The organism is Lysobacter stagni (assembly GCF_030053425.1).
GTDB classification, from domain to species: domain Bacteria; phylum Pseudomonadota; class Gammaproteobacteria; order Xanthomonadales; family Xanthomonadaceae; genus Lysobacter_J; species Lysobacter_J stagni.
Genome location: NZ_JASGBI010000001.1, coordinates 1,981,732 through 1,997,654 on the forward strand (window position 1 = coordinate 1,981,732; position 15,923 = coordinate 1,997,654).

The 15,923-nt window shown below is 67.0% G+C and carries 10 protein-coding genes; 7 read left to right on the top strand and 3 right to left on the bottom strand.

What is annotated here, in order from left to right:
• The first annotated feature begins 26 nt into the window (after window positions 1-26).
• The 3 genes from QLQ15_RS09135 to QLQ15_RS18330 all read left to right on the top strand — a co-directional run bounded on the left by QLQ15_RS09135 (window position 27) and on the right by QLQ15_RS18330 (window position 1,853).
• Window positions 27-524, top strand: coding sequence for a hypothetical protein (locus tag QLQ15_RS09135; RefSeq protein WP_345782420.1), 498 nt, complete (start codon window positions 27-29; stop codon window positions 522-524).
• The gene (locus QLQ15_RS09140) at window positions 521-1,291 is read left to right on the top strand and encodes a pseudouridine synthase (protein WP_283212481.1); all 771 of its coding nucleotides are present in this window, start codon (window positions 521-523) and stop codon (window positions 1,289-1,291) included. The genes QLQ15_RS09135 and QLQ15_RS09140 overlap by 4 nt, the downstream gene beginning before the upstream one ends.
• A 130-nt stretch (window positions 1,292-1,421) precedes the next feature.
• Entirely contained in the window at window positions 1,422-1,853 is a 432-nt protein-coding gene (locus QLQ15_RS18330; RefSeq protein ID WP_345782421.1) for a hypothetical protein, read from the top strand.
• A gap of 87 nt (window positions 1,854-1,940) precedes the next feature.
• On the opposite strand, the gene kbl is transcribed toward QLQ15_RS18330, so the two are convergent.
• The gene (kbl, locus tag QLQ15_RS09150; RefSeq protein WP_283212482.1) at window positions 1,941-3,143 is read right to left on the bottom strand and encodes a glycine C-acetyltransferase; all 1,203 of its coding nucleotides are present in this window, start codon (window positions 3,141-3,143) and stop codon (window positions 1,941-1,943) included.
• 107 nt (window positions 3,144-3,250) lie between these two features.
• Between kbl and QLQ15_RS09155 the strand changes: the two genes are divergently transcribed.
• Window positions 3,251-3,934, top strand: a complete 684-nt coding sequence (locus QLQ15_RS09155) for a G protein-coupled receptor family protein (protein WP_283212483.1) — start codon at window positions 3,251-3,253, stop codon at window positions 3,932-3,934.
• 81 nt (window positions 3,935-4,015) lie between these two features.
• Here QLQ15_RS09155 and tdh read toward each other — a convergent pair whose 3' ends face one another.
• Window positions 4,016-5,050, bottom strand: coding sequence for an L-threonine 3-dehydrogenase (gene tdh / locus QLQ15_RS09160; protein WP_283212484.1), 1,035 nt, complete (start codon window positions 5,048-5,050; stop codon window positions 4,016-4,018).
• A gap of 135 nt (window positions 5,051-5,185) precedes the next feature.
• Between tdh and QLQ15_RS09165 the strand changes: the two genes are divergently transcribed.
• From QLQ15_RS09165 to QLQ15_RS09175, 3 genes are all read left to right on the top strand, one after another.
• Window positions 5,186-7,357: a S46 family peptidase gene (locus QLQ15_RS09165; protein WP_283213983.1), complete on the top strand. Its 2,172-nt coding sequence runs from the start codon at window positions 5,186-5,188 to the stop codon at window positions 7,355-7,357.
• 109 nt (window positions 7,358-7,466) lie between these two features.
• The gene (locus QLQ15_RS09170) at window positions 7,467-9,635 is read left to right on the top strand and encodes a S46 family peptidase (protein ID WP_283212485.1); all 2,169 of its coding nucleotides are present in this window, start codon (window positions 7,467-7,469) and stop codon (window positions 9,633-9,635) included.
• A gap of 363 nt (window positions 9,636-9,998) precedes the next feature.
• Window positions 9,999-15,398 carry an autotransporter domain-containing protein gene (locus tag QLQ15_RS09175; RefSeq protein ID WP_283212486.1) on the top strand — a complete coding sequence of 1,800 codons (5,400 nt, stop codon included), beginning with the start codon at window positions 9,999-10,001 and terminating at the stop codon, window positions 15,396-15,398.
• Window positions 15,399-15,506: 108 nt separating this feature from the next.
• Here the strand turns inward: QLQ15_RS09175 and QLQ15_RS09180 are convergent, their stop codons facing one another.
• Window positions 15,507-15,902 (bottom strand): DUF3224 domain-containing protein, encoded by a 396-nt coding sequence (locus QLQ15_RS09180; RefSeq protein ID WP_283212487.1) that lies wholly within the window; start codon window positions 15,900-15,902, stop codon window positions 15,507-15,509.
• Window positions 15,903-15,923: the final 21 nt, after the last annotated feature.

Genomic DNA, 15,923 nt, shown 5'->3' on the forward strand with positions numbered 1-15,923 from the left:
CGTCGCGACTCGAGAGGAGAACGCCCATGCGTGCATTGATGACTCTGTCGCTGTGCCTGCTCGCCGGCGCCGCACAGGCGCAGTCAGCGCAGTGTGCATCCATGGCCGCGCCCAAGTCGCTGCCGATCCGGCCGACCATCGTCGCTCCCATCGCACCGGAACTGACCGCGCCCAGTCACCAGCTCGGCGCGCCCACGGGCGTGCTCTCGCAGGCCTTCGACGAATCGCTGGCCGTCGACCAGGTGTTGTTCCGCCTGCGTCTGGAAGGGTGCCAGGTCGCCAAGGCGCTGCCCCCGCCGACACCGTCCGCCGCACCCGGTGCGAGCGATGCCGCGGCCTATAAACCCAAGACGCAATACGACAACACGCCATGGCGGTTCGACATGAACCAGAATGGCAAGCGGATGACCGCAGAAGAGTTCGATGCATGGATGAAGGCCAAGGGCGTTCGCGTGGTAAGGGCCAAGCCCGCGGCGACGGTGCCCGCCGAGCCGCCGAAGGTCGAGCCCGAAGCGAAGAAATGATCCGGCCGCCGCGGCGCCCCGCGGGCGTCGCTGCATCGTCGCCTCGCCATGGCCTGGCACGCGTGCTGTCGAAGCAGGGACTGTGTTCGCGCACCGAAGCCGCGCGCTGGATCCAGGCGGGTCGCGTGCAGGTCGACGGTCGTGTGGTCCGCGATCCCGAATTTCCCATCGTGCAGGGCCGCCATCGCGTGGTCGTCGATGGCCAGCCACTGGACGCCGCCACGCGGCTGTATGTGATGCTCAACAAGCCCCGCGGGCTCGTCACCACCGTGCGCGATGAACGCGGGCGCGACACGGTCTATCGCTGCTTCGATGACGCGGCGCTGCCGTGGCTGGCACCGGTCGGGCGTCTCGACAAGGCCAGCGAAGGGCTCCTGTTGTTCTCCAATGATCCGGCGTGGGCCGCCCGCATCACCGATCCCGAAACCGGCCCCGAAAAGACCTATCACGTGCAGATCGACAGGCAGCCCGACGACGCGCTGCTGGCCACGCTGGTGCGCGGTATCGAGATCGAAGGCGAGCACCTGCGCGCCAGTGCGGTGCGAGTGCTGCGCAGCGGAGAGCGCAACGCGTGGCTGGAGATCGTCCTCGATGAAGGGCGCAACCGACACATCCGCCGCCTGCTGGAGGCATTCGACATCGCGGTGCTGCGGCTGGTGAGAGTCGCCATCGGGCCGTTGTGCCTGGGCGAACTGCCCAAGGGGCAGTGGTGTCCATTGAGCGCGGAAGAGGTCGCTGCCCTGGGGGGCGACGCGCATTCAGCTTGAAAACACGGGTCGCGTGAAGATGCGGCGTGCTGCGCACAATGCGGGATTGTGTGGAAGATCACCTTTTCACTTGTGCCAAACCGCCTGTTGGGCCATACACTGCCGCGAACTTCGTCGAGGGGAGAGCGTCATGTTCAAGGTGTCGATGGCAGCGTCGTTGTTGCTGGTGTCCGCTGCAGCCGCAGCGCATTCGGGTTCGGGTGTGAAGGCCGAGGGCACTCGCGCTCCGGCGGCGCAGCACTCGCTCGTGCGGTTCCAGGATGGCCAGATGGTGGCCGCGGGCAAGAAGGCGGCTCCGAAGGCCGAGGAAGCCAAGGCCGAAGCTCCGAAGGAGGAGTCGGCTGCGATCAATGCGAACGAGTACAAGCCCAAGACCCAGTACGACAACACGCCGTACCGCTTCAACATGCAGCAGAACGGCAAGAAGATGACCGCCGAGGAATTCGATGCCTGGATGAAGTCGCGCGGCATCCGCGTCGCCAAGGGCGCACCTGCCGGTGGTGCCGCTCCGGCCGCGAACCCGCAGGGCTCGGCCGTGGCGAGCGAGGCGAAGAGCAAGTAAGCCTCCGCGCGAAACAGCACAACGGAACGAAGAAAGGCCGGTCATCGACCGGCCTTTCTTTTTGCGCGCAACGAGAGCGGAGGGCGATCAGCCCTTGATCACGCCCAGTTCGCGGCCGATGCGGATGAACGCGTCGATGGCCCGGTCCAGATGCTCGCGCGTGTGCGCGGCCGACATCTGCGTGCGGATGCGCGCCTGGCCCTGCGGCACCACCGGGAAGAAGAAGCCGATGGCGTAGATGCCTTCCTCCAGCAGACGCTGCGCGAACTTCTGCGCCAGCGGTGCGTCGTACAGCATCACCGGACTGATCGGATGCACGCCCGGCTTCACGTCGAAACCGGCCTGGGTCATGCGCTCGCGGAAGTAGGCGGTGTTGGCCGCCAGCTGATCGCGCAGCTCGCCCGCGCTGGACAGCATTTCGAATGCCTTGATGCCCGCCGCCACCACGTGAGGCGGCAGCGAGTTGGAGAACAGGTACGGACGCGAGCGCTGGCGCAGCATCTCGATCACTTCGCGCTTCGCCGTGGTGAATCCGCCGAGTGCGCCGCCCATGGCCTTGCCCAGCGTGCCGGTGAAGATGTCGATCTTGTCCATCACGCCCTTCACTTCGGCCGAGCCGCGGCCCGTCGCGCCGAGGAAGCCGGTGGCGTGGCATTCGTCGATGTGCACGAGCGCGCCGTACTGCTTCGCCAGCCGCGTGATCTCGTCCAGCGGCGCGATGAAACCGTCCATCGAGAACACGCCGTCGGTGGTGACCATGATGGTGCGCGCGCCGTCGGCCTTCGCCTGCTGCAGCTGCTTCTCCAGGTCGGCCATGTCGCAGTTGGCGTAGCGGTAACGCTTGGCCTTGCACAGGCGCACGCCGTCGATGATGGAGGCGTGGTTGAGCGCGTCGGAGATGATCGCGTCCTGTTCGCCCAGCAGCGGCTCGAACAGGCCGCCGTTGGCGTCGAAGCAGGCGGCGTAGAGGATGGTGTCTTCCGTGCCGAAGAAGTCCGCGATGGTCTTCTCCAGTTGCTTGTGCAGGTCCTGCGTGCCGCAGATGAAACGCACCGACGCCATGCCGAAGCCGTGCGTGTCCAGCGCGTCCTTCGCGGCGGCGATCACGTCGGGATGATCGGCCAGGCCCAGATAGTTGTTCGCGCAGAAGTTGAGCACCGCGCGCCCGTCCTCGAGCGTGATCTCCGCCGACTGCGGCGAGGTGATGATGCGTTCGGACTTGAACAGGCCCTGCGCGCGGATCGAATCGAGCTCGTCGGCGTAGCGGGCGGTAAGGGAAGCGGTCGACATGGGTCTGGTCCATCCGATGGTGCGTGAGGTGCGCAGTTTAGCCGCTGACAGTGATGGCCGCGGTGTGTTGACACGCGCATCGCCGCGATGGCCTAGCATCGGCCGCGATGGACGCCGGCGCCTCGCCCCGCTTGACCGTGCCGCTGTGGCCGCTGCCGTTGCTGGCCGCGCTGATGCCCTTCGTCGTGGGGCATCTGGCGTGGTGGCTGTCGGTGCGCGACGGGCTGGTTCCCGGCTGCAACCTTTACTGGGACGGCTGCGTGTCGATCAGCCGCGCGGCACGCCATGGTGTGGGCAACCACCTGTTCCGGCTGGTGATGCTGCCCTGCGCGACCGTGCAGGTGCTGTGCTGGTTCGCGGCCGCGCTATGGCTGCGTGGCGACACGCCTGCGCGCGCGCGCATGCTGCCGTGGCTGGGGCTGCTGGCCGGCGTGTTCCTCGCCCTGTACGCAACGTTCCTGGGCACCGAAGGCCGCGCCTACGAAGCGATGCGCCGCTACGGCATCAATCTGTACTTCGGATTCACCTATCTGGCGCTGATGGCGACGCTGCACGCATTGTCGCGCACGACACCACGCCGGCCCGGCTATCGGCCACTGCTGGTCGTCGCGCTGGGGTTCATGGCGCTGGGGCTGGCGAGCGTCTTCGTGCGCTATGCGCTGGACGATGAAGTCGCGCTCGACCGCTGGGAGAACGCACTGGAGTGGCACCTGGGCCTGTGGCTGACCGCGATGTTCGCGGTGCTGGCGTGGCGCTGGTGGCGCGATGGGGTACGGATCACGCTGGTGTGATTGTCGCGAACAACGGATGTCGGCTGTCATCCCCGCCTTCGCGGGGATGACAGCGTCATTACGAACATTCGACGGGCGCGATCAGTTCCAGCTCAGCACGACCTTGCCGGCCTTGCCCGATTCCATCAGCTCGAAGCCTTCCTGGAACGAGTCGATCGGCAGCTGGTGCGTGAGCACCTTGCCGAGCGGGAAACCGCTGAGCACCAGCTGCGTCATCTTGTACCAGGTCTCGTACATCTTGCGGCCGTAGATGCCGTGCAGCGTGAGGCCCTTGAAGATGATCTTGTCCCAGTCGGCACCGGCGCCCTTGGGCATGATGCCGAGCATCGCGATCTTGCCGCCGTGGTACATGCAGTCGAGCATGTCGTTGAAGGCGCGCGGGTTGCCGCTCATTTCCAGGCCCACGTCGAAGCCTTCCATGTGCAGGTCGGCCATCACGTCCTTGAGCGAGGTCTTGGCGACATTCACCACGCGCGTGGCGCCCATGTCGGCGGCCAGCTTCAGGCGGAAGTCGTTGACGTCGGTGACCACCACGTTGCGCGCACCGATGTGCTTGCAGATGCCCGCGGCGATGATGCCGATGGGGCCGGCGCCGGTAATCAGCACGTCCTCGCCGACCACGTCGAACTCCAGCGCGCAGTGCGCGGCGTTGCCGTAGGGGTCGAAGAACGCGGCCAGTTCCGACGGGATCTGGTCCGGGATCGGCCACAGGTTGCTGGCCGGCATCACGATGTACTCGGCGAACGCGCCGTTGCGGTTCACGCCGATGCCGACGGTGTTCGGGCACAGGTGCTGGCGGCCGGCGCGGCAATTGCGGCAGTGACCGCACACGATATGGCCTTCGGCCGACACGCGCTGGCCGATCTTGTAACCCGTCACGCCGGCGCCGAGCTCGACCACGCGGCCGACGAACTCATGGCCGATCACCAGGCCCGGCTTGATCGTGCGCTGGCTCCACTCGTCCCACAGGTAGATGTGCAGGTCGGTGCCGCAGATCGCGGTCTTCTCCAGCTTGATCAGCACTTCGTTCGGGCCGGGCGAGGGGACGGGCACTTCTTCCATCCAGATGCCCTTGCCGGCTTCGCGCTTGACCAGCGCCTTCATCGTTTGCGTCATGTGGGTCGTCCGCGACTGGCGGTAAAGAAGCGCGAATTATACGCCGCGGCCCGCGTCCGACCGGGCCTGCGTTTGCCGCGGGCGGGCGGGTTCGCCTATCGTCGCTGGCTCCCTTGCCGCTTCCGCGAGACCCGTCTGACCATGCGCCGCCGTCTGTTGACCCTGTCCCTCTCCGTCCCGCTGGCCCTGGGCCTCCTGGGCACCGCCCGCGCCGACGAGGGGATGTGGATGCCCTCGCAGTTGCCGGAGATCGCGCGCCAGCTCAAGGCCGCCGGTTTCAAGGGGCAGGCCCGCGACCTGGCCGAACTGGCGAAACCGCCGATGAACGCGGTGGTGAAGGTGGGCGGCGCCAGCGGCGCGTTCGTGTCGAAGGAGGGCCTGGTGCTGACCAACCACCACGTCGCCTTCGGCGTCATCCAGTACAACTCCAAGCCCGGGCGCGACCTCATCCAGGACGGCTACATCGCCGCCGACCGCGCGGGCGAACTGCCGGCCAATCCCGACTACCGCGTGCTGGTGACCACCGGCTTCGACCGAATCACCGACCGCATCCTCGCCGATGCGAAGGGCAAGCAGGGCCGCGCCTACTTCGACGCCGTCGATACCGCGACCAAGAGCGCCGTGGCCGAATGCGAACGCGATCCCGGCTATCGCTGCAGCGTCGCCAACATGTACTACGGCACCGACTTCTACCTGGTGCGCCAGCTCGAGCTTCGCGACGTTCGCCTTGTGTATGCCCCGCCGAACGACATCGGCAACTTCGGTGGCGAAGTCGACAACTTCGTCTGGCCGCGACATGCCGGCGACTTCACGCTGCTGCGCGCCTACGTCGGCACGGACGGCAAGCCGGCCGACTACTCGCCCGACAACGTGCCTTACGTGCCGCCGGCGCACCTGCAGGTGTCCACGCGCAACGTGAAGGAAGGCGACTTCGCGATGCTCGCCGGCTACCCCGGCGTGACATTCCGCCACCGCATGGCCTCGGAGTTCGCCAACCAGATCGACTGGCAGCTGCCGTCGCGTGTGGCCGTGTACCAGCGCATGATCGACGTGATCGAAGGCACGGCCGCGAAAGACGAAGCAGCGCGCGTCAGTTACGCCAACCAGGTGCGCGGACTGAAGAACACGCTCAAGCGCGCGCAGGGCGAACTCGACGGCCTGCGCCGCAGCGATGCCGCTCGCGTGCGCCGCGAGGACGAGGCGGCCATGTTCGCCTGGCTGGACACGCAGGCCGACGCGACGGCGACGAAGGCCGACATCGCCGCGGCACAGGCGGTGCTGGACGCAGGCGTGGCCATGCGCGAGCGCGACCAGCTGCTTGGCCTGATCCAGTCGCAGACGCAGCTGCTGCGCGTCGCGCTCACCGTGCAGCGCCTCGCACACGAGCGCACGCGTCCCGACGCGGAACGCGAGTCCGGTTTCCAGCAGCGCGACGAAACGCTGATTACCGGCCAGCTCAAGCAGGTGCAGCGTCGTTACGCGCCGGAGGTCGAGAAGGCGTTGCTCACCGATCTGGTGACCCAGTACCAGGCATTGCCGGCGTCGCAGTACGTGCCGGAATTCAATGCCGTGTTCGGCACCACGCCGGCGCAGCTGAAGCGCAAGCTAGACGCGATGTATGCCGGCACCCGTCTGGGTGAGGAAGCGCAGCGTCTTGCCGCCATGGACGCCGATGCCGCGACGCTGGCGCAGTCGGACGACACCGTGCTCAAGGCCGCGGCGACGCTGCTGCCGGCGATCCTGCGCATGGAAGAAGCCAGCAAGAACAGTGCTGGTGAGCTGCTGCGCCTGCGCCCGGCCTACATGCGTGCGCTCATCGCATTCCGCAATTCGCAGGGTCGCGGCGTGTATCCGGACGCCAACTCCACGCTGCGCGTGAGCTATGGCCGCATCAGCGCGATGGACCCGCGCGATGGCGTGCACTACCGTCCGCTGACGACGGTGCAGGGCATCCTGGAGAAGCACACCGGCGAGGAGCCGTTCAACGCACCGCAGCCGCTGCGCGATGCCATCGCCAAGGGCGATTTCGGCAGCACCGCCGAACCGAGCCTCGACACGCAGACGGTGGATTTCCTCACCAATCTGGACACCACCGGCGGCAATTCGGGTTCGCCCGTTCTGGATGCGCAGGGCAAGCTCATCGGCCTGAACTTCGACAGCAACTGGGAGGCGGTGAGCGCCAGCTGGATGTTCGATCCGCGCTTCAAGCGCGCGATCCACGTCGACATGCGCTACCTGCGCTGGCTGCTGGCCAAGGTGTATCCGGCGCCGCACCTGTTGGAGGAAATGAATCTGCCGGCGGAGTAAGCGGCGATGTCCTGATGCGGCACGCACGTTGCTGTGCACCGCATCATGGATCCGGTGGCGCATCGGGCTAGACTCGACCTCTGACGTTTTTTCAATGCAGGAGTGGAGCATGCGACATACGGGGTTGGCGGCAGCCGTGTTCGGCGCCATCGCGACGATGGCGGGCATCGCCCATGCGGGCGAGGGCATGTGGGTGCCGCAGCAACTGCCGGATATCGCGGTTCCGCTGAAGAAGGCGGGGCTCAAGCTCGATCCGAAGCAGCTGGCCAACCTTACCGGGGACCCGATGGCGGCGGTCGTCTCGCTCGGTGGTTGCACGGCGAGCTTCGTCTCGCCGCAGGGGCTGGTGGTGACCAACCACCACTGTGCCTACGGCGCGATCCAGCTCAACTCCACGCCCGAAAAGAATCTGATGCGTGACGGCTTCAACGCCGCCACGCGGCCCGAGGAAGTCTCCGCCGGTCCGAACGCGCGCATCTACGCGCTCGACACCATCCAGGACGTCACGAAGCAGGTACGCGACGCCATTGCGGCCGCGCCCGATGCGCTGGGGCGCACGCGCGCGCTGGAAACGATCGAGAAGCAGCTCGTGTCCTCGTGCGAACGCGAAGGTGGATACCGCTGCCGCCTGTACAGCTTCTCCGGCGGTAACACGTATCGCCTGTTCCGCAACCTGGAGATCAAGGACGTACGCCTGGTCTACGCACCGCCGGGCAGCGTCGGCAACTACGGTGGCGAAGTCGACAACTGGACCTGGCCGCGCCACACCGGCGACTTCTCGTTCTACCGCGCTTACGTCGGCAAGGACGGAAAGCCCGCCGCGTACTCTCCCGACAACGTGCCTTATCAGCCGAAACACTGGCTGAAGGTCGCCGACAAGCCGCTGTTCGCGGGCGACTTCGTGATGGTGGCCGGTTACCCCGGCCGCACCGCGCGCTATTCGTTGGCGGAAGAGTTCGATGAAACCGCCCAATGGTCGTATCCGACCGTCGGTGCGCATTACAAGAAGCTGGTCGCGCTGGTGCAGGCCGAAGGCCGCAAGGACCCCGACATCGCGGTGAAGTACGCCAGCACGGTACGTGGCTGGCAGAACGTGATGAAGAACTACGACGGTCAGCTGGAAGGCTTCAAGCGCATCAACGCCGCCGCGACCAAGCACGCCGAGGAAACCGCGGTGCTCGACTGGCTGCGCGCGCAGGGCGGAAAGGGCGATGAAGCGCTGGCTGCGCACGCGAAGCTCGTTTCGCTGGACGAGGCCGCACGCATCCATCGCGAACGCGACCTGGTGTTCGGTCAGCTGCGCAGCACCGGCGTACTCGGTGCGGCCACGCAGCTGTATCGCCTGTCGGTCGAGCGCGCCAAGCCGGATGCGGAACGCGAGCAGGGTTACCAGGAACGCGATCTTCCGACCATCGAAGGCGCGATGCGCCAGATGGAACGCCGCTATGTGCCGGCGATGGATCGCGAACTGCAGGCCTACTGGCTGCGCGAGTACGTGAAGCTGCCCGACGCACAGCGCGTGCCAGCCGTGGACAAGTGGCTGGGCGGCAACGACGAGAAGGCCATCAATGCCGCGCTCGACAAGTTGTCGAAGACCCGGCTGGGCAGCACGGATCAGCGCCTGTCGCTGATGAAGGCCGACCGTGCCTCGTTCGAGAAGAGCAAGGACCCGGCCGTGCAGTTCGCGGTGGCGATCATGCCGACCGTGCTGCAGCTGGAACAGGAAGGCAAGGCGCGCGCCGGCGATGCACTGCTCGCGCGTCCGCTGTATCTGCAGGCCGTGGCCGATTACAAGAAGAGCAAGGGCCAGTTCGTCTATCCCGATGCCAACTCCTCACTGCGCATCACCTTCGGCAACGTGATGGGCTACACCAGGACCGATGGCAGCAAGCAGGTTCCGTTCACGCGTCTGGAGGAAGTCGCAGCGAAGGCGACTGGACAGGATCCGTTCAACGCACCCAAGGTCCTGCTGGACGCGATCGCCGCGAAGAACTACGGCGGCCTGGCGGACAAGAAACTCAAGACGGTCCCGGTGAATTTCCTGTCGGACCTGGACATCACCGGCGGCAATTCCGGTTCGCCCGTGCTCGACGCGCACGGCAAGCTGGTCGGCCTGGCATTCGATGGAAACTGGGAATCGGTGAGCAGCAACTGGGTGTTCGACCCGGCGATGACGCGCATGATCGCGGTCGACCAGCGCTACATGCGCTGGATCATGCAGGAGGTCTACCCGGCGCCGCAGCTGCTGCAGGAACTTGGCGTTCCCGAGAAGAAGTGAACGTCGTGGCCTGCCTTCCCTGACGGTGGAGGCAGGCCTGTGACCGCCTTGACGAGCACGCGTCCGAAAGGCGCGTGCCGTGAACTCGACTGACGCGTTCGGGCGTTCCCGCCCGCCCAGCGAACCGCCAGCGTCGGCAAAGCGTCCGATTCCGATCCACCCGCGAACCCGGTAGACTCCGCCGATTCCTGCGACGGCGGTCACATGTCGCTGCGGGTTGGGGAACAACCCCGTCGCCACGCGAACGCGCATCGGCACACGGGTCAGGGGATACATCCGGAAGTAATCCAGTGGGCAGGCCGGGCGGGCTGCCCGCGGTCGTGCGCGCGTCGCCGGCCGGGTCGCGGTTTTCAGGGGGAATACATGGCAGGGAAGAACATCGGGCGCGCATTCGGCGCGCGCGTGCTGTCGCGGTTGCGCGACGGAGCAGGGTCTTTGGCATTGCTGCTGGCGCTGGTCGCGGGTTCGGCGCTGGCCGATGCGCAGGCGGCAGTCTTCAGCGAGACGTTCACGGCGCAGCCGCCGGGGTTGCCGACCGCGCCAACCCCCGGCGTCACCAGTTTCAGCATGATGCTGGGTGGCCAACCCTTCACGTACTCGATCGTCGGACCCTCCGCGGACCTGTCCTGGGATCCGTCGAGCTATCCGGGCGACCCGGGCGTCAACATCAACAGCGGGGGGGCGGCCACGCTCACCATCGCGCGTTCCGACGCTGCCAATTTCCGCATCGATGGCATGACGGTCGACGTCTCGCCCGCGGCGCCTTCGGTGGTGATGCTGCAGGGCTACCTCGACGGGGCGCCGGTCGGACCGGGGGCCACGATCATGCCGGGCGTGCGAACCCATGTGGGTCTGGGCATGGTCGTCGACGAGGTGCGCCTCACCTCGGACGAGTTCGTGTTAACGCTGATCGACAACATCAGCGGCGACAGCGCGGTCGACCTGACCGCGCCGTCGGTGACATCGATCAGCAGCAGTACGCCCAACGGCACGTACAAGGTCGGCGACGTCGTACCGGTCCAGGTCAATCTCAGCGAAGCGGTTTTCGTGATCGGCACGCCGCAGCTGACGCTGGAAACGGGCGCCACCGATCGTGTCGTCAATTACGTGAGCGGCTCGGGAACCAGCACGCTGACCTTCATCTACACCGTGCAGGCAGGCGACCAGAGCTTCGATCTGGACTACACGAACACAACGGCGCTTGCGCTCAATGGGAGCACCATCCGCGATGCCGCCAACAACAACGCCACGCTGACGCTGGCATTGCCGGGTACCTTCGGTTCGCTGGGCGCCGACAAGAACATCGTGATCGACGGCGTCGTGCCGACGGTCAGCACCGTCAGTTCGTCCACCGCGAACGGAAGCTACAAGATCGGCGACGTCATTTCGGTGACGGTCGCGCTCTCCGAATCCGTTGTCGTCACCGGCACGCCGCAGCTCACGCTCGAGACCGGGGCCATCGACCGCGTGGTCAACTACGTGAGCGGTTCGGGCACCGGTACGCTGACCTTCAACTACACCGTGCAGGCAGGCGACCAGAGCGCCGACCTGGACTACACGGGCACCACCGCGCTGGCGCTCAACGGCGGCACCATCCGTGATGCCGTCGGCAACAACGCCACACTGACGCTGGCCTCGCCGGGTGCCGCCGGCTCGCTGGGCGCCAACAAGGCCATCGTCGCCGACGGTGTCGCCCCGGCGGTGAGCAGCATCGTCGTCAGCGGTTCGCCGGCCGCCACGGCCACGACGATGGCGTTCACGGTGACGTTCGGCGAAACCGTGAGCAACGTGTCCACCGATGACTTCACCCTGGTCGGGTCGGGAAGCGCGTCGGGCACCATCGCCAGCGTGTCCGCGTCCAGCGGCAGCACGGTCGATGTCCAGGTCAGTGGTATCCAGGGCACCGGCACGCTCAAGCTCAACCTCAACGGCGGCACCAACGTCATCGACGTCGTCGGCAACGCGGCGCCGGCGTACACCAGCGGGTCCACGCACACCGTGGCGATTCCCACCGCGCCGGACGCACCGACGATCGGCGCCGCGACCCCGAACAATGGCCAGGTGTCGGTGGCGTTCACCGCGCCGGTCAACAACGGCGGTTCGGCGATCACCGTCTACACGGTCACGTCCAGCCCCGGCGGCCTGACCGCCTCGGGTGCATCGTCGCCGATCGTGGTGACCGGCCTGACCAACGGCCAGAGCTACACCTTCACCGTTACCGCGACCAATGCGATCGGCACCAGCGTCGCTTCGAGCGCCACCGCAGCGGTCACGCCGAAGACCAGCCAGACGATCGCTTTCGCCAACCCCGGCGCGCAGAACTTCGGCGCCACGCCGACGCTGACGGCGATCGCGAATTCGGGCCTGACCGTGAGCTTCTCGTCGTCGACGACGGGCGTGTGCACCATCACCTCCGGTGGCGCGCTGACCTTCATCACGGCCGGCTCGTGCACCGTCAACGCCGACCAGGCCGGCAACGCGGCGACCAACGCTGCCACCACGGTCTCGCAGACGTTCACGGTGAACGCCGTGACGCCGGGTGCGCCGACCGTCGGTACCGCGACGGCGGGCAACACGCAGGCGACGGTGACCTTCACCGCGCCGGCCAGCAACGGCGGCGCGAGCATCACCGGTTACACCGTCACCGCCAATCCGGGTGGCGCCACCGCTTCCGGTGCGAGTTCGCCGATCACGGTGACCGGCCTCACCAATGGCGTGGCCTACACCTTCACCGTCACGGCGACGAATTCCGCCGGCACCGGTGCCGCATCGGCCGCGAGCAATTCGATCACGCCGGCGAGCGCGCAGACGATCACCTTCGCCAATCCCGGCGCACAGAACTTCGGCACCACGCCGATCATCACCGCCTCCAGCGACTCCGGACTGACCGTGAGCTTCACCTCGACGACGACGGGCGTGTGCACGATTACCTCCGGTGGCACGTTGACGTTCGTCAGCGCCGGCACCTGCACCATCAACGCCGACCAGGCCGGCAACAGCAGCTTCCTGGCGGCCACGCAGGTGTCGCGTTCGTTCACGGTCAATTCGGTCGTCCCGGGCGCGCCGGTGTCGGTCGTTGCCACGGCTGGTGACACCCAGGCCCTTGTGGCATTCACCGCACCGGCCAGCACTGGTGGTTCGACCATCACCGGTTACACGGTCACCGTGAGTCCGGCTGACGTGGCACCGGTCAACGGCGCCTCATCACCAATCGTGGTGACGGGCCTGACCAACGGCCAGGCCTACACGTTCACCGTTACCGCGGACAACCTGGCGGGCACGGGACCGGCGTCTTCGGCATCGAATTCCGTGACGCCGAAAGCGACGCAGACGATCACCTTCGTCAACCCCGGCGCGCAGAACTTCGGCACCACGCCGACGCTGACCGCCACCAGCGACTCCGGCCTGACGCCAACCTTCACCTCGTCGACGACGGGCGTGTGCACGATCACGTCCGGTGGCGCGCTGACGTTCGTCACCGCCGGCGCCTGCACCATCAATGCCGACCAGGCCGGTAATGGCAGCTACCTTGCGGCCACGCAGGTCAGTCGATCGTTCACGGTCAACGGCACCGCGCCCGGCGCGCCGACCATCGGCACGGCCGTCATCGCCGGCGCGAACTCGGCCACCGTATCGTTCACCGCACCGGCCTATTCCGGTGGCACGTCGGTCACCGGTTACACCGTGACCAGCAGTCCGGGTGGTCTTATCGCAAGCGGCACCGCCAGCCCGATCGTCATCAGTGGGCTCGCCAGTGGGCAGGCCTACACCTTCACCGTCCGCGCGACCAATGCATCGGGCACTGGCGCCTCGTCGGCGGCTTCCAACACCGTCACGCCGGCGCCGGCTCTGGTGCTGTCGACGGGCGCGCTCGCCACGGCCACGCATGCGACGGCGTTCGCGCAGGCGCTGGTCGTCACCGGCGGCGCCGCACCGTTCACCTTCACAGTCGCGTCCGGCGCCTTGCCGCGTGGCGTTGCGCTGGACAGCGACGGCACGCTGTCGGGCACGCCGGAGGAAACCGGCCGTTTCTCCTTCACCGCGGAAGTGCGCGACGCGAACAGCACCGTGGCGATGCAGGCTTATGAGCTGGTGGTCGCCGCGTCCGCGCAGTCGATCACCGGCTTCACCGCCAACCCGACTGCACCGGTGTTTGCCCCCAATGGCACATTCACCGTGTCGGCCACCGGCGGTGCGTCGGCTAATCCGGTCGTGTTCGCCACCACCACGCCGGCGGTGTGCCGCGTCACTGCGGCGACGGTGACGATGCTGTCCATCGGCCGCTGCAGCCTCACCGCCGACCAGGCCGGTGACGCCAACCATCAGGTCGCCGCCCAGGTGAGCCTGGACGTCGACATCGCGCCGGCCCAGCCGACGCTGGTGTGGACGCAGGAGCTGCGCAAGGTCCTCGGTGAGCCGGCGTTCGAGCTGAGCATTCCGCAGAGCCCGAGCACGGGTGCCTTCACCTTCGCCAGCAACAACACCGCCGTGGCCAGCGTCAGTGGTCGCACCGTGACGATCGTGGGCCCGGGCACGGCGATCATCACCGCCACGCAGGCCGCGGCCGGCAACTACCACGGTGCGTCGATCGAGGTGCAACTGGTGGTGGACGGTCGCCCCGACCCGACCCGCGACAACGGCGTGACCGGCCTGTTGCAGGCGCAGGTCGATGCCAGCGTGCGGTTCGCGCAGGCGCAGCAGTCGAACATCCACGATCGCCTGCGCCAGGTGCGCAGCGGCAACAACGCATCGGGCAACAACCTGTCGCTGAGCTACGCCAGCCTCGGCGGCCGCCAGGGCCTGTCGGTTCCGCTTGCTCAGACGACCGACGACACCCTGTGGCCGCAGATGCCGCAGGGTTGGGGACTGTGGAGCGCGGGCACGGCGACGTTCGGTGACAGCGGGCAGGGCAGCTACGGCTTCCGTACGGACGGCATCACGTTCGGCGTCGATCGCGTGATCGGCGACAACCTGCTGCTGGGCCTGGCGGGCAGCGTCGCGACCAACGACAGCGACCTCGACCGCTCGACCTCGCGCATGGCGTCCGACCAGCGCTCGCTGGCGCTGTACGGCCTGTGGCGCGCGGGCGACAACCTGTTCGTCGACGGCCTGATCGCGACCGGCTCGCTGGACTTCGACATCCGCCGTTACAGCCAGGAGGCCAACGTCATCGGCACCGCGCAGCGCGACGGCGACCAGTGGTTCGGTTCGCTGTCGTTCGGCTACGAGCACCGCAACGACGGCATGACCTTCACCGGTTACGGCCGCTTCAACGCGCAACGCTCGACGCTCGATGCCTACCGCGAACACGGCCTTGGCCTCTACGATCTGGCCTATCGCGAGCAGGACGTGGACAACAGCACCGTCGCGATCGGCCTGGAAGGCAGCTACCTCATGGGCGCGAGCGTGCGTCCGTTCTGGAGCGCGGAATACCGCGAGGCGCTGGAGAACAAGGGCGAGGCGGCGATGAACTACGTGGTCTTCCCGAACCCGACCGACTACCGCTTCGGCATGCGCAGCTACAACGACCATGCGCTGTCGCTGGCGGCGGGCATCGACATGCAGCTGGGCAGCGGCTGGCAGCTGTCGTTCCTGTTCGGGCACGAGCAGGCACGCAACGCGACCGACAGCAACACCTTCGGTGCGCGCATCCAGTACGGCGCTCAGCCGTCGGCCGTCGGCCGCGCGGTCTCGGACGAACCGGTAGCTCAGGATGACGGAGCGTTGAGCGATCGCCGCTCGCGGAGCCGCAGCGGACGTTGATCGTCGACTACCGTGTCAAAGCAGAAGTCCGGCCGAAAGGCCGGGCTTCTTGTTTTACATGCCTGTTTACGTGCCTGCGCGACGAGGATGATCGCGCCGCGCCGCAAGCTACTCGGCGATCTCGTAATCGAACGAGTAGAAATGCTTGCCTTCGACGATGTCGATGGTCATGCGGCCGCTGAGGCCCTGCAGGTCATCGGTGCCGGAGTCGGGCACCACCGTGACCGAGAGCGTGGGCGCGCCACGGTCCAGCGTGCCGTTGTGCTGGGTGAGGAAACTGCCGCTGAGCCCATCGAGCGTGCCGCTGATACGTTCGATGGCGACATAGGCCGCCGAGCCTTCCACCGCGGTACCCACGGCCAGCATGTGCACGATGCTGCTGGCGTCCAGCGCGCCATGGAACTGCTTGTCGAACCGGAAGTGCCCGGTGACAGACCCTCCGCCCAGGTCGAAGCCGCCTTCCGGCGTGCGTTTGACGTCGAACTCGCCCTTGACCTGTGCCATCGCCATCGCTCCGTGAGTGGG

What these genes read in the sequence shown, in the direction of transcription:
- QLQ15_RS18330 (WP_345782421.1), top strand. Translation starts at nt 1,422, where the DNA reads ATGTTCAAGGTGTCGATGGCAGCGTCGTTGTTGCTGGTGTCCGCTGCA.
- QLQ15_RS09140 (WP_283212481.1), top strand. Translation starts at nt 521, where the DNA reads ATGATCCGGCCGCCGCGGCGCCCCGCGGGCGTCGCTGCATCGTCGCCT.
- kbl (WP_283212482.1), bottom strand. Translation starts at nt 3,143, where the DNA reads ATGTCGACCGCTTCCCTTACCGCCCGCTACGCCGACGAGCTCGATTCG.
- QLQ15_RS09135 (WP_345782420.1), top strand. Translation starts at nt 27, where the DNA reads ATGCGTGCATTGATGACTCTGTCGCTGTGCCTGCTCGCCGGCGCCGCA.
- tdh (WP_283212484.1), bottom strand. Translation starts at nt 5,050, where the DNA reads ATGACGCAAACGATGAAGGCGCTGGTCAAGCGCGAAGCCGGCAAGGGC.
- QLQ15_RS09170 (WP_283212485.1), top strand. Translation starts at nt 7,467, where the DNA reads ATGCGACATACGGGGTTGGCGGCAGCCGTGTTCGGCGCCATCGCGACG.
- QLQ15_RS09180 (WP_283212487.1), bottom strand. Translation starts at nt 15,902, where the DNA reads ATGGCACAGGTCAAGGGCGAGTTCGACGTCAAACGCACGCCGGAAGGC.
- QLQ15_RS09155 (WP_283212483.1), top strand. Translation starts at nt 3,251, where the DNA reads ATGGACGCCGGCGCCTCGCCCCGCTTGACCGTGCCGCTGTGGCCGCTG.
- QLQ15_RS09175 (WP_283212486.1), top strand. Translation starts at nt 9,999, where the DNA reads ATGGCAGGGAAGAACATCGGGCGCGCATTCGGCGCGCGCGTGCTGTCG.